At 69.6% G+C, this 25,286-nt stretch carries 25 protein-coding genes and 1 pseudogene; 8 read left to right on the forward strand and 18 right to left on the reverse strand.

What is annotated here, in order from left to right:
• Positions 1-213: 213 nt before the first annotated feature.
• The 3 genes from ACK5KK_RS13035 to ACK5KK_RS13045 form a co-directional block, all read right to left on the reverse strand.
• Positions 214-1,368, reverse strand: a complete 1,155-nt coding sequence (locus tag ACK5KK_RS13035) for a flavin reductase (protein WP_416890514.1) — start codon at positions 1,366-1,368, stop codon at positions 214-216.
• A 113-nt stretch (positions 1,369-1,481) separates the two neighbouring features.
• Entirely contained in the window at positions 1,482-2,288 is an 807-nt protein-coding gene (locus ACK5KK_RS13040; protein WP_416890515.1) for an SDR family oxidoreductase, read from the reverse strand.
• Positions 2,289-2,408: 120 nt separating this feature from the next.
• A complete protein-coding gene (locus ACK5KK_RS13045; RefSeq protein WP_416890516.1) occupies positions 2,409-2,879 on the reverse strand; it encodes a MarR family winged helix-turn-helix transcriptional regulator in 471 nt (156 codons plus the stop codon).
• A 92-nt stretch (positions 2,880-2,971) separates the two neighbouring features.
• Between ACK5KK_RS13045 and ACK5KK_RS13050 the strand changes: the two genes are divergently transcribed.
• The 8 genes and pseudogenes from ACK5KK_RS13050 to ACK5KK_RS13085 all read left to right on the forward strand — a co-directional run bounded on the left by ACK5KK_RS13050 (position 2,972) and on the right by ACK5KK_RS13085 (position 9,997).
• The gene (locus ACK5KK_RS13050) at positions 2,972-3,895 is read left to right on the forward strand and encodes an SDR family NAD(P)-dependent oxidoreductase (RefSeq protein WP_416890517.1); all 924 of its coding nucleotides are present in this window, start codon (positions 2,972-2,974) and stop codon (positions 3,893-3,895) included.
• 19 nt (positions 3,896-3,914) lie between these two features.
• Complete coding sequence (locus ACK5KK_RS13055; RefSeq protein WP_416890518.1) at positions 3,915-4,802, forward strand: amidohydrolase family protein; 888 nt, start codon at positions 3,915-3,917, stop codon at positions 4,800-4,802.
• Between the two features lies 1 nt (position 4,803).
• Positions 4,804-6,027 (forward strand): acyl-CoA dehydrogenase family protein, encoded by a 1,224-nt coding sequence (locus tag ACK5KK_RS13060; RefSeq protein ID WP_416890519.1) that lies wholly within the window; start codon positions 4,804-4,806, stop codon positions 6,025-6,027.
• Positions 6,028-6,049: 22 nt separating this feature from the next.
• Positions 6,050-6,502, forward strand: a complete 453-nt coding sequence (locus ACK5KK_RS13065; protein WP_416890520.1) for a MaoC family dehydratase — start codon at positions 6,050-6,052, stop codon at positions 6,500-6,502.
• Positions 6,503-6,586: 84 nt separating this feature from the next.
• Positions 6,587-7,633 (forward strand): annotated as a pseudogene (locus ACK5KK_RS13070) (AMP-binding protein); the annotation flags it as partial.
• A gap of 174 nt (positions 7,634-7,807) precedes the next feature.
• Entirely contained in the window at positions 7,808-8,110 is a 303-nt protein-coding gene (locus ACK5KK_RS13075) for an AMP-binding enzyme (RefSeq protein ID WP_416890569.1), read from the forward strand.
• A 154-nt stretch (positions 8,111-8,264) separates the two neighbouring features.
• Positions 8,265-9,044: an SDR family NAD(P)-dependent oxidoreductase gene (locus tag ACK5KK_RS13080; protein WP_416890521.1), complete on the forward strand. Its 780-nt coding sequence runs from the start codon at positions 8,265-8,267 to the stop codon at positions 9,042-9,044.
• Positions 9,041-9,997, forward strand: a complete 957-nt coding sequence (locus ACK5KK_RS13085; RefSeq protein ID WP_416890522.1) for a 3-hydroxyacyl-CoA dehydrogenase family protein — start codon at positions 9,041-9,043, stop codon at positions 9,995-9,997. Before ACK5KK_RS13080 ends, ACK5KK_RS13085 begins: the two co-directional genes overlap by 4 nt.
• Positions 9,998-10,028: 31 nt before the next feature.
• Here the strand turns inward: ACK5KK_RS13085 and ACK5KK_RS13090 are convergent, their stop codons facing one another.
• From ACK5KK_RS13090 to ACK5KK_RS13160, 15 genes are all read right to left on the reverse strand, one after another.
• A complete protein-coding gene (locus ACK5KK_RS13090) occupies positions 10,029-10,931 on the reverse strand; it encodes a sugar phosphate isomerase/epimerase family protein (RefSeq protein WP_416890523.1) in 903 nt (300 codons plus the stop codon).
• A complete protein-coding gene (locus ACK5KK_RS13095; protein WP_416890524.1) occupies positions 10,928-11,740 on the reverse strand; it encodes a triose-phosphate isomerase family protein in 813 nt (270 codons plus the stop codon). The genes ACK5KK_RS13090 and ACK5KK_RS13095 overlap by 4 nt, the downstream gene beginning before the upstream one ends.
• Positions 11,733-12,191, reverse strand: coding sequence for a ribose-5-phosphate isomerase (locus tag ACK5KK_RS13100; RefSeq protein ID WP_416890525.1), 459 nt, complete (start codon positions 12,189-12,191; stop codon positions 11,733-11,735). The genes ACK5KK_RS13095 and ACK5KK_RS13100 overlap by 8 nt, the downstream gene beginning before the upstream one ends.
• Positions 12,188-13,885, reverse strand: coding sequence for a dihydroxyacetone kinase family protein (locus ACK5KK_RS13105; protein ID WP_416890526.1), 1,698 nt, complete (start codon positions 13,883-13,885; stop codon positions 12,188-12,190). Before ACK5KK_RS13105 ends, ACK5KK_RS13100 begins: the two co-directional genes overlap by 4 nt.
• 10 nt (positions 13,886-13,895) lie before the next feature.
• A complete protein-coding gene (locus tag ACK5KK_RS13110; RefSeq protein WP_416890570.1) occupies positions 13,896-14,774 on the reverse strand; it encodes an aldo/keto reductase in 879 nt (292 codons plus the stop codon).
• Positions 14,775-15,040: 266 nt separating this feature from the next.
• A complete protein-coding gene (locus tag ACK5KK_RS13115; protein WP_416890527.1) occupies positions 15,041-16,186 on the reverse strand; it encodes a flavin reductase in 1,146 nt (381 codons plus the stop codon).
• Between the two features lie 79 nt (positions 16,187-16,265).
• The gene (locus ACK5KK_RS13120; RefSeq protein WP_416890528.1) at positions 16,266-17,042 is read right to left on the reverse strand and encodes a cyclase family protein; all 777 of its coding nucleotides are present in this window, start codon (positions 17,040-17,042) and stop codon (positions 16,266-16,268) included.
• Positions 17,043-17,113: 71 nt separating this feature from the next.
• Positions 17,114-18,043 carry a transporter substrate-binding domain-containing protein gene (locus ACK5KK_RS13125; protein ID WP_416890529.1) on the reverse strand — a complete coding sequence of 310 codons (930 nt, stop codon included), beginning with the start codon at positions 18,041-18,043 and terminating at the stop codon, positions 17,114-17,116.
• A 98-nt stretch (positions 18,044-18,141) separates the two neighbouring features.
• Positions 18,142-18,903, reverse strand: a complete 762-nt coding sequence (locus ACK5KK_RS13130) for an SDR family oxidoreductase (RefSeq protein ID WP_416890530.1) — start codon at positions 18,901-18,903, stop codon at positions 18,142-18,144.
• Positions 18,900-19,874: an ABC transporter substrate-binding protein gene (locus ACK5KK_RS13135; RefSeq protein ID WP_416890531.1), complete on the reverse strand. Its 975-nt coding sequence runs from the start codon at positions 19,872-19,874 to the stop codon at positions 18,900-18,902. Before ACK5KK_RS13135 ends, ACK5KK_RS13130 begins: the two co-directional genes overlap by 4 nt.
• A gap of 29 nt (positions 19,875-19,903) precedes the next feature.
• Positions 19,904-20,677 carry an enoyl-CoA hydratase/isomerase family protein gene (locus tag ACK5KK_RS13140; protein ID WP_416890532.1) on the reverse strand — a complete coding sequence of 258 codons (774 nt, stop codon included), beginning with the start codon at positions 20,675-20,677 and terminating at the stop codon, positions 19,904-19,906.
• Positions 20,674-22,239: a class I adenylate-forming enzyme family protein gene (locus ACK5KK_RS13145; protein WP_416890533.1), complete on the reverse strand. Its 1,566-nt coding sequence runs from the start codon at positions 22,237-22,239 to the stop codon at positions 20,674-20,676. The genes ACK5KK_RS13140 and ACK5KK_RS13145 overlap by 4 nt, the downstream gene beginning before the upstream one ends.
• The gene (locus tag ACK5KK_RS13150; RefSeq protein ID WP_416890534.1) at positions 22,239-23,477 is read right to left on the reverse strand and encodes an LLM class flavin-dependent oxidoreductase; all 1,239 of its coding nucleotides are present in this window, start codon (positions 23,475-23,477) and stop codon (positions 22,239-22,241) included. The genes ACK5KK_RS13145 and ACK5KK_RS13150 overlap by 1 nt, the downstream gene beginning before the upstream one ends.
• Positions 23,474-24,454 (reverse strand): U32 family peptidase, encoded by a 981-nt coding sequence (locus ACK5KK_RS13155; protein WP_416890535.1) that lies wholly within the window; start codon positions 24,452-24,454, stop codon positions 23,474-23,476. The genes ACK5KK_RS13150 and ACK5KK_RS13155 overlap by 4 nt, the downstream gene beginning before the upstream one ends.
• Positions 24,451-25,230 (reverse strand): carboxymuconolactone decarboxylase family protein, encoded by a 780-nt coding sequence (locus ACK5KK_RS13160; protein WP_416890536.1) that lies wholly within the window; start codon positions 25,228-25,230, stop codon positions 24,451-24,453. Before ACK5KK_RS13160 ends, ACK5KK_RS13155 begins: the two co-directional genes overlap by 4 nt.
• Between the last annotated feature and the right edge of the window lie 56 nt (positions 25,231-25,286).

Raw genomic sequence — 25,286 nt, forward strand, 5'->3', positions numbered from 1 at the left:
CTCTCGGTGACACTCGTGCGCCTGACCGACGAGATCGAGCGTCTGCTGGCAGCCCCCGCCGACATCGCGATCCGCGTCTTCTAACCCCCGTCCCCGTCCCCACCCAAGCCGCGAGACTACACGCGCGGTATCGAAACCTGGCGGAATCCGCACGGTCTCGACACCACGGCTGTAGTCTCGCGGGCGAAACGAGGCGAGGCGGGGCGGGGTGAGTCAGACGGCGCCGCCGTAGGCGGCGACGACGCGCTTGGCACCTTCCTTCACGCGTGTCGTCTCAGCGCGCAGCGCGTCCTTGACCGCGGTGACGTCCTTGCTCTCGACGGCCGCGGTGACCTGCTCGATCGAGCCGTCGCCGAGCTGACGCGACCAGTCCGCGGGGTCGAAGGTCTGCTCCCACACGGTGGTCACGTTGAGGCGGCGGTACGACTCGGTCAGCTGGTCCGACCCGGCCAGGTCGATGAGCTTGACGTGGTAGTCCATGTTCAGGTCGAGGAACGCGTCGAGGTCGTCGGCCGACACCGCCGTCGTCCCGACGATCCGGTCCGCCATCTCGCGTAGCGCCGCGAGGTCGTCGTCGGAGATCCGGTCGAGATACGTCTCGATGACACCGGTCTCGATCGCCGACCGCGCGTCGTACAGGTTGTCGATGAAGGCGGGCGTGATGGGGGTGGGGGTGAGCGAGCCGTCGTCGGTGCGGGTCACCAGCGCCTCCGCCGTCAACGAGATGAGGGCGGTGTTGATGAGCACCGGATCCATGCCGAGCTCGGCGGCGAGGTCGGCGGCATCGAGCGTCTCGCCCAACGGCGTCCGGCGGCGCAGCACCCAGTCGCGGGTCGCATCGTATGCGGCCTTCTCCTGCCCGCGCACGAGCCGCCCGAAAGTGCCCCGGTAGTACGCGAGCGGTTCCCCGCCGGTCGCATCAGCCTCGACCACCTTGCCGAGGAAGACGGTGTGCGTGCCCCCGACGGCGGTCTCGTCGACCGCGCACACGATCGTCGCGAGCGCACCGTCTAGCAGCGGCACGCCGTACTCGGAGAGGTGGTAGTCGACGCCGGCGAACTTGTCCCCACCCTTGCGCCCGAACTGCCGGGCGAGCTGCCCCTGCTCGGCGGTGAGGATGCTGATCCCGTACGCCCCGGAACGCTGCACCGCGTCGTGGGTGGTGCTGCTGCGGTTGAGGCACATGAGCATCATCGGCGGGTCCATCGACAGGCTCGACACCGCCGAGGCGGTGGTGCCGTACAGCACCCCGTCGTCCACGGTCGTGATGACGGTGACGCCGCTGGCGAAATGCCCGACGACGTTGCGGAACACGGCGTCATCGACGGGGGCGAGACGGGCATCGCCGGGGATCGGGTGCTCGGTCATGGCTCAAACCTCCTTTGGAGAGCGCGATACGCCCCCAGTGTCGCGGCGCGAAACCCGCAGGGAACGTCTCATTTTGAGCGGCCCCCGTCGCCCGGCCGCGCCGTTGCCACAGCTCAGGCGTATTTGCTCATCTGCTCGCGCACGAGCGCGAAGTTGCGCTCCACGTCGTCGAGCATGTTCGGGTGCGTGAACGCGTACGGGTCGCCGCTGCGCACAGCGCGCAGCACGATCTGGCCGGCCTGGGCCGGTTCGATCCACAGGTCGTCGTCGAGCACCTTCTGCGCGATGTCGAAGTCGACCAGCGCGCCCGCGTTCCCCGCCGGGCGGTTGCGGAGGCTGTCTTTGATGTTGGTTCGCACGGCACCGGGGTGCAGCACGGTGACGCCGACGCGCTCGCCCGCCGCGGCCAGCTCGCCCGCGAGCGTCAGGCTCAGGCCTTCGACGGCGGCCTTGCTCGCCACGTACGGCGTGTAGCCGGCGGGCGTGAAGTAGCGCGCCATCGAGGCCGTGTTGACGATCCACGCCCCATCCGGGTTGGCGATCAGGTGCGGAAGGAAGTGGTGGATGCCGTGGATGACCCCCATCAGGTTCACGTCGATCACCCATCGCCAGTCGTCCAGCGTGAGCTCGGCCGCCGGTGCCTTCGGCCCCACGCCGGCGTTGTTGACCACGAGGTCGACCTTGCCGTGCGCGGCGACGACGGCCTCAGCCAGGCGCGAGACACTGCCGGCATCCGTGACGTCGGTCTCGATCGCCTCGTATCCCTCCTCGCGCAGCCGCGCCAGCGCCGCCTGATCGCGGTCGGCGACCACGACGGTCGCGCCCGCCTCGCGGAAAGCGTCGACGATCCCCTTGCCGATGCCGCTCGCGCCGCCGGTGACGACGGCGACGCGGCCGTTCCAGTCTGTGATGCCCTCCATCGGACCTCCCGCTGCTCGTTGTGTTCGAGTCATTGTGCCCGCCCCGGTCATCCGGCCTGGGTCTCAGTCTGCGCCTTCGGGATGATCATGCGGGCGGGAAGGTGATGCATGCGAGGCCGGTCACGCGGTGGGGAAGGCCACCGCCGAGAGCAGCTCGGCCAGTTGCGCCCGCTGCGCGTCGGTCAGTCGGGCCAGCACGGCGCGTTCGGCGGCGTGGGCGGCCGCTTCGGCCTGGGCGTACACCGCCCGCCCCTGATCGGTGGGCACGACCACGTTCGCGCGGCGGTCGGCGGGGTCGGGGTCGCGGCGTACCAGACCGGCGCGCTCCAGCTCGTCCACGAGTGAGACGACGCGGCTGGGGTCCAGGCGCAGATACGCGGCGAGCTCACGCTGCGAGGGGCGCGAACCGGTCACGATGAGCGCGAGCACGGAGTAGGACCGCACCTTCAGCCCGAACGGCGTGACGGCGGCGTTTCCCGCGGCGAGCGAGACCGCGTTCGCGCGGGCCAGCAGGAAGGCGACATCGGCGGACAGCGGCGCCGTCACCGCCGCGGTCTCCGCCGCGGCATCGCTCCCGGCATCGGCACCCATTCCGTCAGCCTACCCAACATGGTGCTCGACGCAATCATTGACATTCTCAACGATTGTGTGCTGTTATGAGACCACACACAAAGGAGTCATACATGTCGCTGGAAGGCAAAGTCGCCATCGTCACCGGATCGGGCCGCGGCCTCGGGCTCGCGTACGCGCAAGAACTGGCCCGGCAGGGCGCATCCGTCGTCGTCAACGACGTGGATGCCGCCACCGCGGCCGACGCGGTCGCGAGCATCGAGTCGGCCGGCGGCAAGGCCGTCGCCGTCGTCGCACCGGTGGGATCCACCGAGACCGCGCAGCAGCTGGTCAAGACCGCCGTCGACACCTACGGCCGCCTCGACGTGCTCGTCACGAACGCCGGGGTCTTGCGGGACCGCACGCTGTGGAAGATGAGCGACGACGACTTCGACACCGTCATCAACGTGCACTTGCGCGGCACCTTCACGTGCGTGCGCGAGGCCGCCACCTACATGCGCGAGAACGAGATCGCCGGCCGCATCATCTGCATCGGTTCGCCCGCCGGTCAGCGCGGCAACTTCGGCCAGACCAACTACACCGCCGCCAAGGCCGGCATCGTCGCCATGGTGCGCACGTGGTCGATGGAGCTGAAGAAGGCAGGCATCACCGCCAACGCCGTCATCCCCGTCGCCGCGACCGCGATGACCGCCACCATCCCCTACTTCGCCGCCGCCGTCGCCGCCGACGAAGCGGGCGAGGCGATGCCGCCGTTCTTCCGCCACGACCTGGGCTTCGGCACCAGCGACGACGTCGCCGGTCTGATCGCCTACCTGGCCTCGGATGACGCGTCGGGCATCACCGGGCAGTCCATCGGCGTGGGCGGAGACCGCCTGCAGGTGTGGTCGTACCCGGAGCCGGTCCTGACCGCCTACCACGACGGCGGCTGGTCGTACGACGCGCTGACCGATGAGTTCACGGGCCTCGTCTCCGACGCGCTGCAAGCCTCGGGCGAGACCTTCCCGCCGCTGCCCGACGAACTCCAGCCCAAGGCCTGACCGGATCCCGGCGCTCACCATGACCCGTTACGAACCGGCGATCGACCTCGATGCGATCGAAGCGATCGACATTCACGTCCACATCGAGATCGACGACAGTGGCCGCCCGTCGCTGCCGCCGGATCTGGTCGAGGCGGCATCGAAGTACTTCACGACCGATGTCGAACGACCCGACCTGGACTCCGTCGCAGGGTACTACCGTGAACGGAACATGGCCGCGGTCGTGTTCACCGTCGACTCACGCACGCAACTCGGGCACATCCCGAACTCGTCGTTCGAGATCGCCGAGGGCGCGGCCCGCAACAACGACGTGCTGATCCCGTTCGGCTCGGTCGACCCCCGCACCGGCACCGACGCGGTCGAGACCGCCCGGCGCCTGATCGAGGACTACGGGGTGCGCGGATTCAAGTTCCACCCCACGGTGCAGGGCTTCGACCCGAGCGACGAACGGTATTACCCGCTGTACTCCGTGATCGAGGATGCCGGGTTGATCGCCCTGTTCCACACCGGGCAGACCGGAATCGGCGCAGGTATGCCCGGGGGCCGGGGGTTCAAACTGGGACTGTCCAACCCCATCCTGCTCGACGGTGTCGCCGCCGATTTCCCCACACTGCAGATCATCATGGCCCACCCGTCGGTGCCGTGGCAGGACGAGGCGCTGAGCGTGGCGACCCATAAGCACAACACCTGGATCGACCTGTCCGGGTGGAGCCCGAAATACTTCCCCGAGTCCCTGGTGCGCGCGGCCAACTCGTACCTGAAGCGCCGCATCCTCTTCGGATCGGACTTCCCGCTCCTCACCCCCGACCGGTGGCGCGACGACGTCGAGAAGATCGCGCTCAAGCCGGAGGTCATGCCGGGCATCATGAAGGACAACGCCGTGCGCCTGCTGGGCCTGGGCGGCTGACATGGCCCCGCTCGATTCCGATCCCGTTTTCGGGTTCGACCCCTACGGGTTCGCGGCCACGCACCTGAGTGCGACGGCGCGCGCGACACTGGAACGGCTGCAGGCGACGCTCGAGCGCGACGTGGCTCCGCTGCTGGACGACGCGTGGGAGACGGCGACCATGCCGGCGGCGATCCTCGACGCGCTCATCCCACTCGATCTCATGCGGCCGGACGGGATGGATGCCGCCGAGGCCGACTCATCGATGTTCACCGGGTTCCGCAACTTCGTCCTGGCCCGCACCGACACCTCCGTCGCGACGCTCTACAACGCCCAGTCGGGGCTGTTCCGTACCACCGTGCGCCTGGGCGGCTCACCGGAACAGGTCGCCGAGCTCGACCCGCGCATCGCGGCATTCGACCTGAAGGGCACGTTCGCGCTCACCGAGCCCGAGCACGGGTCGGATGTGGCCGGCGGCATGGCGACGACCGCGCGGCGGGACGGCGGCGACTGGATCATCGACGGCGCCAAGCGCTGGATCGGCGGGGCGGTGACCGCCGACGTCCTCGCCGTCTTCGCCCGCGACACCGACGACGGCCAGGTGAAGGTCTTCCTGGTGCCGACCTCGGCGCCGGGTGTGGGCCTGCAGACGATCGGCGGCAAGATCGCGCTGCGGCCCATGCAGAACTCGCACATCACGCTCGCCGACGTGCGCGTGCCCGAGTCGGCACGGCTGCAGGGGGTCGACACGTGGCGGGACGTGTCCCGCATCCTCCGCAACATGCGCTCGGACGTCGGCTGGATCGCGACCGGCCTGCAGGCCGGCGTGCTCGATGCCACGCTGCGGTACGTGCGCGAGCGCCAGCAGTTCGGGCGGCCCGTCGGCGGGTTCCAGCTCGTGCAGGAGAAGCTGGCGCGCATGCTCGGGAACCTCACCGCGTCGCTCGGGATGGTCGTGCAGTTGTCGATGCGCCAGGACGGGCGCACCGCGCAGCTCGACGACCCGTCACCGGAGCCGCTGTTCGCCGACGAGAACTCCGCGCTGGCCAAGATGTGGACGTCGCTTCGCGCTCGCGAGACCGTGGGGCTCGGGCGCGAGGTGCTCGGTGGCAACGGCATCCTGCTCGAACACGGCGCCGCCCGGTTCTTCGCCGATGCCGAGGCCGTCTACTCCTACGAAGGCACCCACGAGATCAACTCCCTCATCGTCGGGCGCGCGCTGACCGGTACGTCGGCGTTCGTCTGATCCCACCACCGAAAGGAACACCATGGCCACCATCGCCCAGTACAGCGACCTGCCGAACCTCGCCGGTACCGAGATCGGCCCCTCGGACTGGATGGACGTCACCCAGGAGGCGATCAACACGTTCGCCGACGCCACCGACGACCACCAGTGGATTCACGTCGACCCCGAGCGCGCCGCAGCCGGGCCGTTCGGCGCCCCCATCGCGCACGGCTTCCTCACCCTCGCCCTTCTGGTGCCGCTGCAGTCGGCCGTCTTCGATGTGGAAGGCGTGACCACGAAAGTCAACTACGGGCTCGACAAGGTGCGGTTCGTCTCGCCCGTCAAGGCCGGCGCGCGCATCCGCCTGGTCGGCACGATCGCCGAGGTCGTCGAGGTCTCCGGCGGGTACCAGCTGGTGGTCGATGCCACGATCGAGATCGAGGGCGGCACCAAGCCCGCCGTCGTCGCGCGCTCACTACAGCGCTTCTACGCCTGATTCCCCGGCGCCGGTTCGGCGCCACCCCGCTCGGGGGCCGGAGCATCCGGCCCCCGAGCCCTCCCCCGACGAAGGAGTCCATCGATGTACGACAAGGGTCTGGGCGGCTGGCTCGCGCGCCGGCGCCTGCGGTCGCCGAACAACAAGGCGCTGATCTTCGACGACGGCCGCGAGTACACCTACCGCGAGCTCGCCGGCGAGACCGAACGCCTCGCGGCGGTGCTGGCCGACCACGGTGTCGGTACGGGCGACCGGGTCGCCTATCTCGGGGAGAACAGTCCTGACTTCCTGATCGCGCTGTTCGGCACGGTGCAGCGCGGTGCGGTGTTCGTGCCGGTCAACACCCGGCTCGCGCCGCCCGAGATCGCCCACGTGCTGCGCGACAGCGGGGCGACCGTGCTCATCCACGACCCCGAGTTCGCCGAGCGCCTCGATGAGGTCGAGCGCGAGCACACCGTCGCCGTCCGGATCGTCACCGGCGAGGGCACCGCCGACTCGCGCGGGCTGTCCGCGCTCATGCGCGTCGCGGAGCCGATCGCCGCCGTCGGCGGCTTGAGCCAGCAGGACCCCGCCGCGATCATCTACACCTCGGGCACCACCGGCCGTCCCAAGGGCGCCGTGCTCTCGCACCAGAACCTCACGTTCGTGTCGCTGAACTGCATCATCGACTACGACCTCACCTCCGAAGAGGTGGCGCTGCTCATTTCGCCGCTGTTCCACGTGGCCTCGCTCGGCATGGGGGCGCTCCCGATCCTGATGCAGGGTGGAACCCTCGTGCTGGAGCGCGGCTTCGAGCCGGGCCGCGCGCTCGCCCTCGTAGAGCGCCACCACATCACGATGCTCAGCGGTGTGCCGACGACGTATCAGATGATGGCCGACCACCCGGACTGGGCCGGCACCGACCTGTCGTCGCTGCGCAAGCTGACCTGCGGCGGGTAGGCGGTGCCCACCCGCATCCTCAACGCCTACGAGGACCGCGGGCTGGCGTTCGCGCAGGGCTACGGGATGACCGAGACCGCCCCCGGCGGCACGAGCCTGCCGCCGGCGATGTCACGCGAGAAGCTGGGCAGCGTCGGACTGCCGCAGTTCTTCCTCGATGTGCGCGTCGCCGACGAGCACGGCAACCGCCTGGCCACCGGCGAGGTCGGCGAAGTACAGATCACCGGGCCCAATGTGTTCAGCGGGTACCACAACCTCCCCGAGGCGACGGCGGATGCCTTCACCCCGGACGGCTGGTTCCGCTCCGGCGACCTCGGCTACCTCGACCCCGACGGCTACCTGTTCATCGCCGACCGGCTGAAGGACATGATCATCTCCGGGGGCGAGAACATCTACCCCGCCGAGATCGAGAACCTGATCAGCGACATCGACGGCGTCACCGGCGTCGCGGTGATCGGGGTGCCCGATGAGAAGTGGGGCGAGGTGCCCTGGGCGGTGCTGACCCTCCGCGTGGGGACCACCGTCGACACCGAGACGGTCCGCTCGTTCCTCGACGGCAAGATCGCCCGGTACAAGCTGCCCAAGAACGTCGAGGTCGTCGACGACCTCCCGCGCACCGCGTCCGGCAAGGTGCGCAAAGCCGACCTCCGCGCGCGTTTCACGTCCTGACCCGCCGGCCCGTGGCCGATGCGGGCGGCCGTTCCCCGGCCGTCGCGGTCACCGGCCGTTCGGGACGCCTCCTCGAATTATCTGAGATATCGGATAGCTGGCCTCTATCTCGGACACGCGCTACGTTGGGAGGGACGGCGAAGGAGATACACGCATGGGTGAAGACGGGGCGATTCTGGTCACGGGGGCGGCAACGGGGATCGGAGCGGCGTGCGCACGCCTCTTCGTCGAGCGCGGAGCCCGGGTGGTGCTCGCCGACCTCCCCGGCTCGGTCGTCGCCGACACGGCGGCAGCACTCGGCGCTCCCCACGTCACGTTCGACGTGACCGAAGAACAGCAGGTGGCCGACGCGGTGGCAGGCCTCACCGCCGACGGCACCCGCCTTGGCGGCCTTCTGCACGGCGCCGGCATCACCCAGCCGATGGTCGGGCCCGACGACATCGACGCCGATCTGTTCCGCCGCGTCGTCGACATAGACTTGCTCGGCACGTTCCTCGTCGACAAGTTCGTCGGCGCCCACATGGTCGCCCACGGCGGCGGAGCGATCGTGAACATCGCGTCGATGTCCTACACGGCGCTGGTGCGGCTACACGCGTACGGACCCGCCAAAGCCGGTGTCGTGGCGCTCACCGGTCAGCTCGCCCGGGAATGGGGACGCGACGGCGTCCGCGTCAACGCGATCGCCCCGGGGTACACCGAGACCGAAGCGCTGCGCTCGATGATCGACCAGGGCGTGCGCAACCCGAAGTGGATCCTGCGTTTGAGCGCACTGGGGCGCATCACTCAGCCGAGCGAGATCGCCGCAGCGGCCTGGTTCCTGCTGGGACCGGACTCGTCCGCCGTCACCGGCCACACCCTGCACGTCGACTCCGGTCAGGAGGTCGCCGGGCACTGGGCGCTGTCGGTGCCCGAGCACGAGCTGGACCCCGCGTGACTGCCGCGCGCCCGTACGCCGTCATCGGGGGTGGTTACATGGGGGGCGGGATCGCCCAGGTCTTCGCGCTGGCCGGTCACGACGTGCGCATCTCCGACGTCAGCGCCGACGCGGCCCGCGACGCCCGCGAGCGCCTCATCCGCGAGGCCGCCGCGTTCGCCGCCGACGACCTGTTCCCGCCCGACGCGGATGCCGTGATCGCCGAGCGGCTCTCCGCCGCCGACAGCATCGCCGACGCCGTCGCCGGTGCCGCCGTCATCGAGGAGGCGGTGCCGGAGGTCCCCGACGTCAAGCTCCCGACGTTGCGTGAGATCGGCGCGACCGCCGAACCGGACGCCCTGATCGGATCCAACACGTCCACGATCGCGATCGGCGTGCTGGCCGAAGCCGTCGCCCGCCCGGAGCGGTTCCTCGGCATCCATTTCTCCAACCCGGCGCCGTTCATCCCCGGTGTCGAGCTCATCCCGCACGCGGGCACCGCACCGGATGCCGTCGAGCGGGCCCGCGAGCTCGTGGCGTCGGTGGGGCGGGAGTCGGCTGTCGTCGCCGACGTCACCGGGTTCGTGCTCAACCGGCTGCAGTACGCCCTGTTCCACGAGGCCACGCAGCTGGTGGAAGAAGGCGTCGCGTCGGCGGACGACATCGATACCCTGGTGCGCACCACCTTCGGCTTCCGGCTGCCGTTCTTCGGTCCGTTCGCCGTTGCCGACATGGCCGGCCTCGACGTCTACGCGAACTGCTACACCTCGCTGCAGACCTCCTTCCCGGAGCGGTTCGCGACCCCGGCGGTGCTCCGCGACCTCGTCGACGAGGGACGGATCGGCACGAAGGCCGGCGGTGGCTTCCTGCGGACGCCGGCCGAACGTATCCCCGACCTGGTCGCCTACCGCAACCGCGCCTATGTCCGGATGTCGCAGCTCATCGACGAGCTTGGACCGGCGCCGCTGGAGTGAGGCCGCCGACCCACCGGTACAGGCGAGCCGGTCAGCGCAACAGCGTCTGCAGGTAACGGCGGTTCTCGCCGCACACCCCGATGGAGTCGCCGCCATAGTGCTCGCACGTGTAGATGCCGTCGTAGCCGAGCGCGACGGCCTGAGCGACGACACCCCGATAGTTGATGATGCCGTCGCGCAGCGTCGAGGGGAAGGCGACCGGGAACGAGCCGTCGCCGCGCTCGTCGCGCTGATAGTTCTTCAGGTGCCAGTAGTTGGCGTACGGCAGCGTCTTCGCGTATAGCTCGCGCCAGTCCTCGACGGGCCGGTGCAGCCGGATCAGGTTTCCGACGTCGGGGTTGAGTCCGACGTTGTCGAGCGCGACATCCTGCACGAATCGCACCGCCGAGTCGGCCGTGCCGAGGTAGGTGTCTTCGTAGAGCTCCAGCGCGAGCCGCATGCCGAGTTGCGCGGCGTGACGGCCCCAGTCTCGCACCCGCTCCACGGCGGTGCGCCAGGTGTCGGCATCGTCGATCGGGTCGCGGGGACCGTCGACCGTCCAGAACCACAACGCTCGCTGCTGGGCCGCCGTCAGAGGCTGGTGCAGTCCCGTCGAATAGGTCCCGACCCCCAGTTCGGCGGCGGCATCGATCGACGCGTGCCCGTACGCGAGGTTCTGCTCGCCCACCTCGGGGGCAATAGGGCTCACCCGCTGGATGTGCAGCGCGGCGATCCGCAGGCCCGCGTCCCCGGCAGCGGCGACGAGATCGGCGCGGCGCGGGCCTGTCAACTGCGCCGGTTTCAGCCAGCTGTCGTTGACCTCGACGGCATCGAAGCCCTCACCGGCGATGGCGGCGAACTGGTCGCGCCAGAACTCCGGCTCGGCGTCTTGCGCGGGCGTTCCGTCGGCGGTGCGGGGCGAAAGCCCCAGCACGCAGCTGGCGATCGTGGTCATGGGGTGCTCCTTCCTCGCCGGGCGGCGAGCAGTGCGGATGCCTCGTCGACGATGGCCGCGAGGGCAGCAGGGTCGTGGGCGAAACGCCCGAGGAAGAGACCGTCGACGCTGTCGCCGACGCGACTCAAGAGCCCCGGCCCGGCGGCGCCGCCGTAGATCAGCCGTGACCCGGCGAATCCTGGCAGGGCGTGCACGTAGTCACGGAGCGCTCCGGCGACGACGCGGATGTGATCGTCCCCGGCAGGTTCGGGCGCCCCGATGGCCCAGACCGGCTCGTACGCGAACACCACCGGGACGTCCCGGCCGTCGGTGCGCGCGCGAACGAGCGCGGCGTCGATCTGGCGTCGGGTCTCCTCGACCGCCGTTTCCGGCTCGCCCTGTTGCGTCTCGCCCACGCACACCAAGGGGGTGAGGCCGGCTGCGAGCGCCCGGGCGGTCTTTTGGGCGACGACCTCGTCGGTCTCCCCGAACCAGCGGCGTCGTTCGGCGTGGCCGATCTCGGCGAGGGTGCACCCGACCTCCGCGGCCGCCTCCGCCGGGACCTCCCCGGTCCACGCGCCGGGCGGATGCTCGGACACGTCCTGCACCCCCACCTGGACCGGTCCGGCCAACGTCGCTGCAGTCGCGGCGGTGTCGAGCAGGCCCGGCACCGCGAACAGCGTGACCTCGCCGGAGCGGACGGCGAGGTGACCGGCGGCGATCCGCGCCACCGCCTCGGTCCACTCCCTCGCCCGTGCCGAGGTGAAGTACGTCTTGTGACTGACGCCGATGAGCCAGGGCGCCGACCACACCCCCTCGGTGTCAGTCACCTTCGTAGCGGTTGATCTCGAGCACCTTGTCCTGCGAGGGGCTGGTCGGGTCGAACACGTAGCCCAACCACTCCCGCGCGAGCCGGCGGGCCAGTTCCACACCCACCACACGCTGCCCCATGCAGAGGATCTGGGCGTCGTTGGAGAGGATCGACCTCTCCACCGAGAACGAGTCGTGCGCCGTCACGGCGCGTACGCCGTGGACCTTGTTGGCCGCGATGGCGACTCCCAGCCCCGTGCCGCACAAGAGGATGGCGCGGTCGGCTTCGCCGCGGGCGATGCGCTCGGCAGCCTCGATCGCGACCGTTGGATAGTTCGTGCCGCCCGACGCGTCCACACCGACATCGTCGACCCGGGAAACGCGCGGGTCGGCCGCCAGGTCGGCTTTGATGCGCTCCTTGTACTCGAACCCCGCGTCGTCACTGCCGACGACCAACCGATATCCGCTCATTCCCGCTCTCCCTCATCCGTCCCTGCCGGTCGGCCCAGCGCCTCGACGATCAACGCCAACGACACCGCACCCGGGTCGGGCGTTCCCCGGGACCGTTCGCCGTGCGTGCGTGCCCGGCCCCGCCGGGGAACCAGCTCTGCCGTGCCCTCGGCCGCCGACCGTGCCGCTGCTGCAGCCGCCCGCCACGCCACCGGAAGCGGATCGTCCGCGTGCGCGCGCAGCGTGTCCACGAACGGGACCAGTGCGTCGACCATCGTCTTGTCACCGGGCTGTGCGCCCCCGCTGGCCATCACGGCGTCACGGGCCGCCGACACCGCGGCGACGGCGTCACCGGCGGCGAGGCGGTCGGCGACGGTGTGCAGCATGAGACTCCACAGCGCGCCGGAGGTGCCGCCGGCCGCATCGCTCCAGGCATCTGCGGCCGCGTGCAGCACGGCGGTGCCACCACGTCCCTCTCCCGCGGCGTGACGCGCCGCCACCGCGGCGGCCGTGGCTCCGTGCGACATGCCGATGCCGTGATCGCCGTCGCCGGCGATCGCGTCCAGTCGTCCGAGGTCGTCGGCGTGGGCGGCCACGGTGTCGCGGATCGTCTCGAGTGCGACCACGACGGGGGCGGCATCGACGTCGTCGACGACGACGGCCACACTCTCCACGGCCACATCGCGGCGCACCCGGGGCCGTGCGGGAGCCGGCGCGCCCACGCGGAAGGCCGGGGACGATGCCGGGGCACGCCACAGCCGTTCCAGCTCGTCGTCGAGCCAGAGCAGGGTGAGCGAGACGCCGGGCATGTCGAAGCTCGTGCACAGCTGCCCCACCTCGGGAGCGACCGGCTCGATGCCGCGCTCTCGCAGGAGCGCGTCCACCGTGCCGTAGACGACATACAGTTCCTCGTCGCCGATGCCGCCGAGGCCGTTCAGCAGCGGAACGACCCGCGCCGATACCGCGTCCGCACCGGGCGGGATCTCGGCCAGCAGCCGCTCGACGAACATCTCGGCGAGCTCGGCGGCCGTCGGCAGGGGGCGGTCTTCCAGCCCCGGTTCACCGTGGATGCCGAGCCCCACCGCCATGGTTCCCGCGGGCACGTCGAACAGCGGGGCATCCGCGCCCGGCAACGTGCAGCCGCCGAAGGCGACCCCGAGCGAGCGGGTGCGCTCGTTGGCGAGCCGGGCGACCCGCTCCACCTCGTCGAGGTCGGCTCCGCGAGCGGCGGCAGCGCCCGCGATCTTGAACACGGCGAGATCTCCGGCGATGCCGCGCCGCTCGTGTTCGCGTCCGGCCGGCGCGCTGCAGATGTCATCGGTGACCCGCACCGTGCGCACGTCGAGTCCCCGCGCGCGCAGGTCTGTTTGGGCGGCGTCGAAGTTGAGCACGTCGCCGGCGTAGTTCCCGTAGCTGAGCAGCACGCCACGCCCCTCCTCGACGGCGGCGGCGACGGCGGCGACGTGGTGGGCGGACGGTGACGCGAAGATGTTGCCCATGACGGCACCGTGCGCCAGTCCTGGCCCCACGAGTCCCGCGAAGGCCGGGTAGTGCCCGGAGCCGCCCCCGATGACGACGGCGACGGTGGGCTCGGCATCCTGGGTCGAGCGAATCACTCCCCCGGTCACCGATTGCACCTCTCCGGCGTGCGCGGCCACGAGTCCCGCGGCCATCTCGTCACGGAAGCGAGTCGGATCGTTCCACAGGCGCGTCATCGGGGCGCCCTCAGTGCCATTCGTCCGGGTGGAAGCCGGTGCGTCCGCCGCGCTCCAGCGCCGTGATCGCGGCCATCTGCTCGGCCGTGAGCGAGAAGTCGAAGATGCGCGCGTTCTCCCGCATCCGCTCGGGAGCGCTCGATTTGGGGATCACGATGGTGTCCCGCTGCACGTGCCAGCGCAGCACCACCTGCGCGGGCGTGCGCCCGACCTCTTCGGCGATGCGAGCGATCGGCGGCAGTCCGAACAGCGGCAGCTGACCGGCACCGAGCGGACTCCACGCCTCCACCGCGATGCCGTGGGCGTGACAGAACTCCGCCGCCGCCTGCTGCTGCAGGATCGGGTGCATCTCGATCTGGTTCACCGCGGGCACCACGTCGGCGCGCGCCAGCAGGCGTTCGAGGTGGTGCGGCAGGAAGTTCGACACCCCGATGCTGCGGGCGCGGCCGTCTGCCGCGAACTGCTCCAGCACGCGCCAGGTCTCGACGTACAGGTCGAACTGGGGCGCCGGCCAGTGGATCAGGTAGAGGTCGACGTAGTCCATACCCAGCGCGTCGAGACTCCCCTCGAACGCGGCGGGCGCGCGCTGCTCCCCCTGGGCGTCGTTGAAGAGCTTGGTGGTCACGAACAGCTCGTCGCGAGGGATGCCGGATGCGGCTATCGCGCGGCCGACCCCGACCTCGTTGCGGTAGATCGCGGCGGTGTCGATGTGCCGGTAACCGGCCTCAAGCGCCTCCGAGACGAGGCGTTCGGTGTCTTCCGGCGGCACCCGGAACACCCCGAAGCCCAACTGCGGGATCGACCGGCCGGAGTTCAGCGACACCGTCGGCACGGTGGCGGCCGGATCGTCGACGACGTGGGCAAGAACTCCCGCGCCGTCGTCGATCATCCACCCTTTGCTCGCCGCGTAGCCCAGCATCTGCTGGAACCGTTCTTCCCAGTCGGCGCCGACGTTCCCCGCGGCGAGGCGTCGGACGGCGTCGACCGCGACGGCGACGTGACCTTCCTGTGGCGCCTCGCCACCCGCGCCCGCTGCCGCCAGGGCGCGGCCCGCTTCGGCGGCGCCGCCCGCGAACGCGACCGAGAACGAGGTGAGATCATCCGGGTGGACCAGCACGATGCGCGGGTGCGTGCCATCGCCGGAGAGGACGACTCTCATGCCTGCCACCCCATCGCGCCCTCGGATTGCAGCAGGACGCGAATGTCCGACAGCGAGTGCTCGGCGTGTTCGGTGACCGCGGCGGCCGCCGCATCCTGGTCGCCGGTGGCGAGGGCATCGACCAGGCGCATGTGCTCGTCGCCCGCGTTCAGTTCGCGCCGATCGCGTTCGCCCGCGTCGTGCTGGATACGACCCACGATCGCGGTGATGTTGAACTGGCGGTACACATTCGCCAGAGAGGAGTTCTCGGCCAGGTCGATGACGCGATCGTGGAAGTCGCGGTTGGCCTCCGCCCACGCCGATTCGGAGCGCGCGGCGTCGGAGTCGGGGAGCGTCCGCTGCGCCGCTGCGCGCAGCGCGGCCATCTGCTCGGGCGGGACCTTGCCCGCGGCGCTGGTGACCACACCGAGTTCGATCGTGCGGCGCGCCTCGATCGCCTCGGCGACCATCCGCAGGCTGAGGGTGGCCACACGGAAGCCCCCGTCGTCATCCCGGTAGACCACACCCTGGTCGCGCAGCGTACCGAGCGCGTGATAGATCACGTTGCGCGGCACGCTCAGCTCGGCGGCGAGATCGTCGACGGCCAGCACGGTGTCCTTGGGCACGTCGCGCCCGACGATGTACTCCTGGATCAGCCGGGCCGCGTGGATGTCGGCCTCCGTCTCGATCCGCCCGAACTTGCCCCGGTAGTAGGCCAGCGGGTTCCCGTCGCGAAGGATGCCGGCGCGGGCGTCGGCGATGAAGACGGAATGGGTGCCGCCCTGGGTCTCTTCGGTCACGGAGCACTCGATCGAGGCGAGCGCGTCGGTGAGCATCGGCATGCCCTCGGGGCCGGGGCGCCAGCCGACGCCGTCGAACTTCGCCTCCCCCTTGCGCGCGAATCGCATCGCGATGTCGGGCCCCTCCTCGCCGAGGATGTTGACGGCGAATCGTCCGGTGCGGTGGATGACGTCGCCGGTGTGCGACGTACGGTTCAAACACACCAGCAGCATGGGCGGTTCGAGCGACAGCGATGAGAACGCGCTGGCGGTGGTCCCGACCGGCGTCCCGTCCTCGACGGCCGTGATCACGGTCACCCCGCTGGCGAAATGGCCCATGTAGTTGCGGAAGGCCTCCGTGGTGAGTTCCTCGACGTCGGTCACGACGACTCCTCTCTGCGCGTCTTCCCGCAGGCTAACATGAATCTGATCCTGACGATATAGATCTGATATTTCAGATCGATCACAAGAGCACCGCGAGGGGATTGACCGGCGAACCCGTCCCCCCGCGCAGGCGCAGCGGCGCGGCGACGAACACGAACTCGCGTGCATCCTGTTGCGCGAGTTCGCGAAGGTCGAGCATCTCGTAGATGAACACGCCGCCGCGCACGAGGAGCTCGACATGTCCGGCCATGTTCAGCGGGCCCGGCGCGGCCTCGAAGGGCATCGTGTCCGACCCCGTCGACACGACCCCCCGCTCGACGAGGAGGCGGCACACCTCCCCGTCCGGGCCAGGCAGCGGAAGGCGCACATACTCGTCGTTGTCGTGCGCGAGCGTGTCATACCCGGTGCGGAACAAGACGGTGTCGCCCGCTCTGACCTCGACGCCGCGCTCCCGGCAGCACGCGTCGAACTCCTCCCGGCCGAGCACGTAGTCGCGCGGCACGAGGTCGACCCCCAGGAATGCCGCGATATCCAGCAGTACTCCCCGCGAGACGATCGGGGCGAGGTTCTCCCTCGTGCGCAGTCTGACGCCGGTGCGCTCGTCCTGCACGCCCGGCTCGGTCACGCGTGTCCCGTCGAACAGCACGCCGTCGACGGCCACGTGCGACAGCGAGTCCATGTGGCTGCCGCTGTGGGTGGACATGAAGATGGTGTCGCTGGCCCCCGTCACGCCCGGATACTGTCCCTCCGGCTGCGGCGCCTCGGGGTCGTGGAACCCGTAGAGCCGCTGCTCAAAGTTGGGCACGGCCGACCATTTCGTGGCGAAACGGTCGATCAGCTGTCCGAGTTGCACCACCCTGGCACCGCCGATCCCGGCAAGGACCTGTCGCCGCAAGGTCTCCTGTTCGTTGTCCACTCCCGGCCCCCCTACGGCCGCACGTCCGAATTGATCGAGATGTAGTCGATCGCGAGCTCTTCTTGGCCCCAGTGCTCGGCGATCGCCATGTACGGTCCGTCGTCGAGGAGCTTCTGCAGCGTCTGTTGCAGTGTGTCGCGCAGTTCGGGGCGGTCCTTTTTGACCCCGAAGGCCAGGTACGCGTTCATCTTCACGTCCCCCGCGACCTCGAACTTCTCCGGCTCGTCCTTGGCCGCTTGCAGACCGGCCGCCGCACTCTCCCACACGACGTCGACCCGGTCGGCGTACAGCGGCACGCTCAGCAGGACGTTGGTGAACGCCTGCATCTGCGCGGGCGGGAGCCCCTCGGCCTCGCACGCGGCGTTCAGCTCCTCGACGAGGACCTCCTGCGTGGTGCCCTTCAGCACCCCGATACGCACTCCGCACTGGTCGGTGGGTTCGTTGCCGATGTTCTGCGGGTTCCCTGCCTGCACGAGGTAGAGGTAGCCACCGCCGAACCAGTCCACCATGTCGAGGATCTCGCGGCGTGACTCGAAGTCGCCGGTGCCGGTGGTGGAATCGAAACGCCCCGACTCGACCCCGGGAACCTCCGCGTCGAAGGAGTTCTTCTGCAGGTCGATCTCGACCCCGAGCGTCGCCCCCAGTGCCGTCAGCATGTCGGGGATCACACCGGCGATCTCACCGTTCTCGTCCACGAACACGCGCGGCGGGGCGGCGGCATCGGTCGAGAAGACCAGCGTGTTCTTCTCGAGGATGTCGGCAGGGAGCATGTCGCGCAGGTCTTGATCGAACGGCACCTCGACGCCGTAGATCTCGGTGCCCTGCGGGGTGTCGCCGCCGGCGCCGGTTCCGTCCGTACTCGCGCATCCTGCGACCGCGAGAAGCGCCGCGCCGGCGAGGGCCAGGGCGATCGGCTGCGCCCGGTGTTTCAGAGACATCATCGTCCGTCCTCTCTGTCCGACGAGTGCGTCCAGCCCGTCAGATAGCTATCTGGTTAGGAAGAACCTCAGGCTAGCGGAGGTCGGCCGCCGGGGGAAGGTCAGGCCTGACCGGCCGGGTGGATCACCACCTCGCTCAGCGCCACATGGCGCGGGCGGGTCACGATGAACTCGATCGACTCGGCGACATCGTCCGCCCCGAGGATGTCCTTGTCGGCGGTGATGCCCGCAAAGTAGTCCCGGGCCGCGGGCGGCTGCTTGGAGAAGATCTCGGTCGCCGTCAGTCCGGGCTCGATGACCGAGACCCGAACCCGCTGACCGGCGAACTCCTGCCGCAACGCCCCCGAGAACCCGATCACGGCCCACTTCGTCGCGTTGTAGACGTTGTGGTGCGCCTTTGAGGACCGCCCCGCCAGCGAACTGATGTTCACGATGTCACACACGCCGCGGGCGCTGTGTTCGGCAGTCTTCACCAGCAACGGCATCGCGAGCCGGCAGAGCATGATCAGGCCGGTGATGTTCGTGTCGATCATCGCCTGCCACTGCTCGATCGGCACCTCCAGCGACGGCCCCACCGTCATCACACCGGCGGCGTTGACCAGCACGTCCAGCCGCCCGAACTCGCGCTCCACCCCGTCGATGAGTTCACCCGAGCGCGACACGTCGGCGACATCGACCGGGAACGTCTCGGCGCGCCCGCCGGCCCCGCGGATCTCCGCCGCGACGGCGTCGATCCGGTCCGCAGACCGGGCGGCGAGCACGACCGTGTGCCCATCTCGGGCGAAGCGGAGGGCGCACGCGCGGCCGATCCCGCTGCCGGCACCGGTGATCAGCGCGACAGGTGCGCCCTCCGCCGGACTCATCCGTCCGCTCTCACGTCCGAGTTGAGCGAGATGTAGTCCATCGCCAGCTCACCCACGCCCCACTCGTCGAGGATGGCCTGATAGATCCCCTCGTCCATGAGGTACTGCAGCGTCTCCTGCATCGCATCACGCAGCTCGGGGCGGTCCTTACTCACCCCGAAGGCCAGGTATGCCGCGAAGATGGGGTCGCCGGCCACCTCGAACTTGTCGGGATCGTCGTTGCTCACCATGAATCCGGTGGACTCGTTCTCCCACACCACGTCGACACGGCCAGCATCCAGCGGCACCGGCAGCAGCACGTTGCTGAACGTCTGCAGGTCGATGGGTTCCTTGCCCTCGGCGACACAGCGGTCGGACAGTTCGGGGACGAGACTCTCCTGCGTCGTGCCCTTCAGCACGCCGATGCGCAGACCGCACTGATCGAGCGGGTCGTTGCTGACCCCGTGCGGGTTGCCCGCCTGCACCAGGTACAGGTACCCGGCCTTGTAGTAGTCGATCATGTCGAGGATCTCGCGGCGGGTGGGGAAGTCACCGGTGCCGGTCGTGAAGTCGAACCGTCCCGACTCGACGCCCGGCACCTCAGCGTCGAAGGTGTTCTTCTCGATCTCGGTGTCCAGGCCCAGCGTGGCCCCCACCGCGTGGATGAGATCGGGGATCACCCCGACGATGTCGCCGTTCTCATCGATCATCGTCCGCGGCGGTCCGGCCGCATCGGTTGTGAACACCAACGTGCCCTTGTCTACGACGTCCTGCGGCAACTGGTCGACCAGTTCCGCGACCTCCGGCACGTCCATGCCGTAGATCTGGAACACCTCCTGCCCGCCGCCGTCGCCGGACCCACCGGATCCGCCCGATCCGCCAGAGTCCCCGGAGCCGGCTCCGTCGCCGCTCGCGCACCCCGCAACCACCAACGCCAGGGAGGCGACGGCGGCCGCGAGCATCATCGCTCGCTTGCCTCTTGGTTGTGCCATGTGTGTTTCCTTTCCGATGCAGCGGGGCGTCATCGCCCCATCCAGCGCGGCGGACGCTTCTCGAGGAACGCCGCACGCCCCTCGTCGGCATCCGCCGAGGTGAGCAGGATGTCGGAGGCGCGGTCGGAGATCTCCCACGACTGCGCATCGTCCTTACCCCACGAGGTATCCGCGACCCAGCGCGAGAGCTCCACCGACAGCGGGGCGTTCGCGCCGATCTTCTCGGCGACCGACAGCACGCTCTCGCGCAACCGGTCCGCCGGGACGACCTTGTTGATCAGGCCCATCTCGCTCGCCGTCGCGGCATCGAACAGCTGCCCGGTGAGCAGGTGCTCCTTGGCCCTCGACAGACCGACGATGCGAGGGAAGCGGATCATGCCGCCGGCGCCGGCGGCCACGCCGATCGCCACTTCGGGAAAGCCGAAGCGCGCGTGGTCGGCCGCGTAGATGAAGTCGCACGCCAGCGCGATCTCGAGCCCGCCGCCGACGGCCATCCCGTTGACCGCCGCGATGAAGGGCTTCTTGCGTTCGAAGCGGACGAAGCCGCCCCATCCGCCGATCTCATCGACCTGCGAGCCGCCCGCCTTGAGATCGGCCCCCACACAGAACGCACGTTCGCCGGCGCCGGTGAACACGCCGACCCGCAGGCGCTCCGACGCCTCGATGTGCTGCGCCGCCTCGCGGATGGCCAGCGAGATGCCGGGATCGATCGCGTTCAGGCGTTCCTGGCGGTCGATGGTGAGGATGCCGACGACGCCGACCTCCTCGAACCTGAGCCCCGCCTGCTCCCACGCGGCGCTCACAGCCGGATCCCCAGTCGTTCGAGCGCTTCGGCGCGCAGCTGCGGCTTCACGATCTTGCCGATTCCGGTGCGCGGCAGCTCGGTGCGGATCTCGATCTCACTGGGCACTTTGAACGGCGCCAGGATCGGTGTGAGGTGCGCCAGCAGTGCTTCCTCGTCGACCGAGTCCTCCTCGCGCAGGATGACCACGGCCATCACGCGCTCACCGAGCACCTCGTCGGGGACCCCGAAGACGGCGGCTTCCAGCACCTGCTCGTGCGTGACCAGTGCGTTCTCGACCTCGAGGGCGGCCACGTTCTCTCCGGCGCGCTTGATGATGTCCTTCTTGCGCCCGTCGAAGTACAGGTAGCCGTGGTCGTCGAAGTGGCCCAGGTCGCCGGTGAACAGGTACCCGTCGTGGAGCGCTTCGGCCGTGGCGACATCGTCCTTGTAGTAGCCGAGCATGACGGTGTCACCGGGCTCGGCCTGCAGCACGACCTCGCCGCGTTCGCCCTGCGGCACCTCGACTCCGTCGTCGTCGAGGATCCGGACGATGCGACCCGGCGTCGGCAGCCCCACCGAGGGGGAACGTCGGGGCGCGAACAGCGGGGTGATCACGACGTCCGTCGACGCCTCGGTGAGGCCGTACCCGAGAATCAGCGTGATCCCGAATCGCTTCTCGAATTCAGCGGTACGGTCCGGCGGCAACGGTGTGCCGGCGAACGCCATCCGCATGTCGTTCTGCGCGTCGAGCTCGGTCGGCTCCAGGGCGAGCATCGCCCCGGGGAGGGCGAGGGTGCCGATCGTGGCACCATGACGCCGCACCTGTTCCCAGTAGTGGCGCACACTGAAGCGTTCCAGGATCACGGCGGTCGCCCCCGCGGTGATGCTGGACAGCACCGCGTTGCCCTGACAGTTGGCGTGGAAGAACGGCAGCGGCGAGAGGTTGCGGTCCCCCGGGCGCAGCCCGAGACTGCGCGCCAGCCGGTCGCCGACGTTCATGGCGTTGGCCTGCGTGAGCATGACGCACTTGGGCGCACTGGTGGACCCGGACGTGAACATCATCTGCTGCACGTCTCGCGGCGCGATGTCGTGCCGGGTGTAGTCCGAGCCAGCTTCGAGCAACTGCTCGAACGGCACCGTCCCTGCCTGGCGGGGAATGTCGGGGTTGTCCACCGCGACGATGTGCCGCAGCAGCGGCGATGCCCCCTGCTGATACAGCGGCACCCAGGTGGGGTCGGTGACGACCACCTCGATGTCGGCGCGCTCCAGGGTGAAGTCGGTCTCGCTCTGCGTGATGGTCGCGATGATCGGCACGGCAACCGCCCCGAGCTTGGCCAGCGCGAACCAGGACAGGACGAACTCCCACCGGTTGGTCAACCGCAGCGCGACCTTCTGGCCCTTCGTCACCCCCAGGGACTCGAACCCGGCCGCCAGCCGGTCGGTCTGCGCCTCGAGCTGCGCATAGGTGAACTCGGTGACCTCACCGGATTCCCGCTCGAACACCAGCGCCGGCGCATCGGGCGTCTGGGCGGCGTGCTCCGCGAGCAGGTCGCGGAGCACGCGCAGTCCGGTGACCTGCATCAGGCCGGCACCCCCTCCGGCAAACCCGCCACGGGGAGCTTCGCCTTGCGCTCCAGCGCGCGGTCGATCGCGGGGCCCAGGCGCTTGGCCTTCTCCTTCTCGCGCTTCTCGTGCCGGTCCTGGAACGCCGGCATGATCTCTTTGGCGAACAGCTCCATCGACTCGCAGATGTCCTCGTGCGAGTTGCGGCCGAGCTGGCTCTGCAGCAGCAGCAGGTCGATGCCGCCTTCCTCGTAGCGCTCCATGTACTCGCGCACCTGCTCGACGGAGCCGACCGCACCGCGCAGCGACTTCTTGTCGCCGTCGGCGGGGCGGGCCGACAGCGCGGTCATCGCCCGGGCGGCCAGCTCGCGGCTGAACCCGCGCTCGTCCCGCTCCCGCAGGAACTGGTTGTACAGGTCACGCTGGAAGTCATAGTCCCAGCCGTCGAGGCCGTAGGAGTTGGTGATACCGAAGCCCATGAACTGCGCGCCATCGAGGCCGCGGTCGATCGCCGTCTGCTCGTCGCGGGCGACCATGGTCGGTGCCACGGCGATGATGTTCGCGTTGACAGTGTCGCCCATCGGAACGCACTCGTCGGACTCGATGATGTCGTAGTAGGGCTTGACCCACTTCTCCCAGGCACGTTCGGGCTCCATCGTCAGGGTGAAGCTGAGCGCTCCGAGACCGTTGCGGCCGGCGAGGTAGAGCGTTTCGGGGCGCGGGCAGGCGACCCACAGCGGCGGATGGGGACGCTGGTAGGGCTTGGGCAGCACGTTGCGCGGCAGCAGATGGACGTGCTCGCCGTCGTAGCCGCGGAAGGGGTCCTCCTTCAGCATCCGCAGGATCGCCTCCAGGTCCTCCCGCCACACCTCGCGCTTGGTCTCGACGTTCGTGTCGAACGCGGCCAGCTCGATCGGACCGCCCTCTCCGGTGCCGAACTCGACGCGGCCGCCGGAGATGTTGTCGAGCGAGTTGAGCCGCTCCGCCACGCGGTAGGGACTGTTGGTGGGCAGCTGCACGATGCCGTGGCCGAACCGGATGTTCGTCGTGCGCTGCGACGCCGCCGAGAAGATCAGATCGGGCGAGCTCGCGTGCGAGTACTCGTCGAGGAAGTGGTGCTCGGCGCTCCAGGCCGAGTGGAAGCCGAGCTTGTCGGCGAGCTCGATCTGCTCGAGCTGCTCCTGGATGATCTTGTGGTCCGACTTGTCGTCCCACGGACGCGGGACCTCGGTCAGGAAGAAGAGTCCGAATTTCATGAGTTTCCTCTCTGCGGGTTGAAGGACAGGGACGGTTCTGCCGACGGCGGAACCGGAATGCGGAGGTCGGCCGCCGCCACTGGCGAGGCCCGAAGGTCGGTACCGCTGCGCTGGATCACCTCGAGTCCGAGCCGGGCGCGGCGGACGCGCTCACGACTCATCGCGAGCGCCGCGGACTCCAGGTGCCGCCCGGTGGGGTAGATGTCGGGTCCGTTGCGCAAACCGAACTTGATGTAGACCGGTGCCGCGATGCGGATCAACTCGGGGATCTGGGTGAGCCGCACGAAGCCGCCGAGATTGGACGGCACCTCGACGTAGATGTCCAGGGGAATGCTCACGGCCGCACGGATGGCGGCGATCTGAGAGAGATCGAGATCGGTGGGGAGGTTGAGGCTGCCCGCGCCCATCTCTTCCAGCGCCTGCGCCGTGGCGGGGTTGGCCGCCGGGAGCATGACGGAGACCTTCGCGGTCATGTCGGCGGGCACAGCGCCGTCGGCGCGCATGCGGTCGAACACACGCAGCCCGCCGATGTCGCTGAGCAGCACGCCGCGCACCCCGGCCGCCGCGGCGCGGGCGACGTCGGAGAGGCAGTCGCGCAGCTGATCGGCCCCGCGGACGGCCGCCGCCACGCTGGCGCCCACCTCGCTCATGCTGGCCGCCGACACCCCCCACCCCGCGGTCGGGCGCGCGAAGAGGGAGAGCTCGATCTGCGCCGCCTGCGCGGCGCGCGCCATCGCGGCCAGTTCCGCGTCGGTGAGCATGAGGACACCTGACCCCTGGGACACCCGGTGGAGGGGCACGTCGAGGTCCCGGGCCTCCGCGAGGACCGTGTCCAGTCCCTCCGGCCCCTCGGTGCTGGGGATCTCGATGCGGTACTGCCCGCCGTCGGGGAATCGACGCTCCGACGTGGGAAGGTCGTGCAGGTCGGCGACGGGCAGGCCCATGCCCCGCAGGGCTCGCTCGATGCCGTCGCTCACGCCTGTGCGCCCTCCTGCTCGGCGATCAGTTCGGCGAGAATGGGGACCCCCACCGTGATCGCGTGGACGCCGATGCCCGCAATCTGCATGCACACGTCCAGCAACTCGTAGGCGGTCACCCCGGCGGCCTTCGCGTTCGCGATGTCGCGCCGCAGCGCCCGCTCGTCCAAGTGGGTGACCAGCGCGTTGACCGCGAAGCTGATCAGCGCCACGTCCCTCGCGCTGAGCGGGCTGGTCCGGCTGCGCGGAATCGCGGCCATCTCGATCACGGCGGAGTAGAACTCCGGAACGGCGCGGATGACGGACTCGACGTCGTCACCGGGGGCCGCGTACACCTCTTCGAACCGTTCGACCAACTGGCGGACCCTCTCTCCGGTCGTCCCGGAGGCGCGCTGCAGCTCGTCGACTGTTCCCGGCGTGGCCCGTTCGAGCTCCTCGACCGCCAGGTGCACGGTGGCCACGCCCAGTGTGCTCACCAGTTCCATGACCGCAAGTAGCTCCTGCGGGGTCGCGCCGGCACGCAGTGCGTTGCGTCCGTGCACGCGGATGCCGATCGGATGCTGGTGGGTGACCGAGGCACACGTGGCGACATAGATCAGCTCGCGGGTGCGCAGATCCAGACCGCCGTGTTCGACGGCGTACGCCGACAGATCCGTGTAGGCGGCGAGGAACTCCGGGTCGAGTCCCAGGATGAGCTCCCAGTCCGGCGCCCAGTATCCGCGGCGCCGTTGGAACTCCGCCTTGATCTCCCGCTGTCGCGCGGTGAGTTCTGCCATCGGTGCGTCCTCACACTCGGTACTCTGATATTTCAGAATAGATCTTGTATTTCGGA

This window comes from Microbacterium sp. (genome assembly GCF_047972865.1).
Classification (GTDB): domain Bacteria; phylum Actinomycetota; class Actinomycetes; order Actinomycetales; family Microbacteriaceae; genus Microbacterium.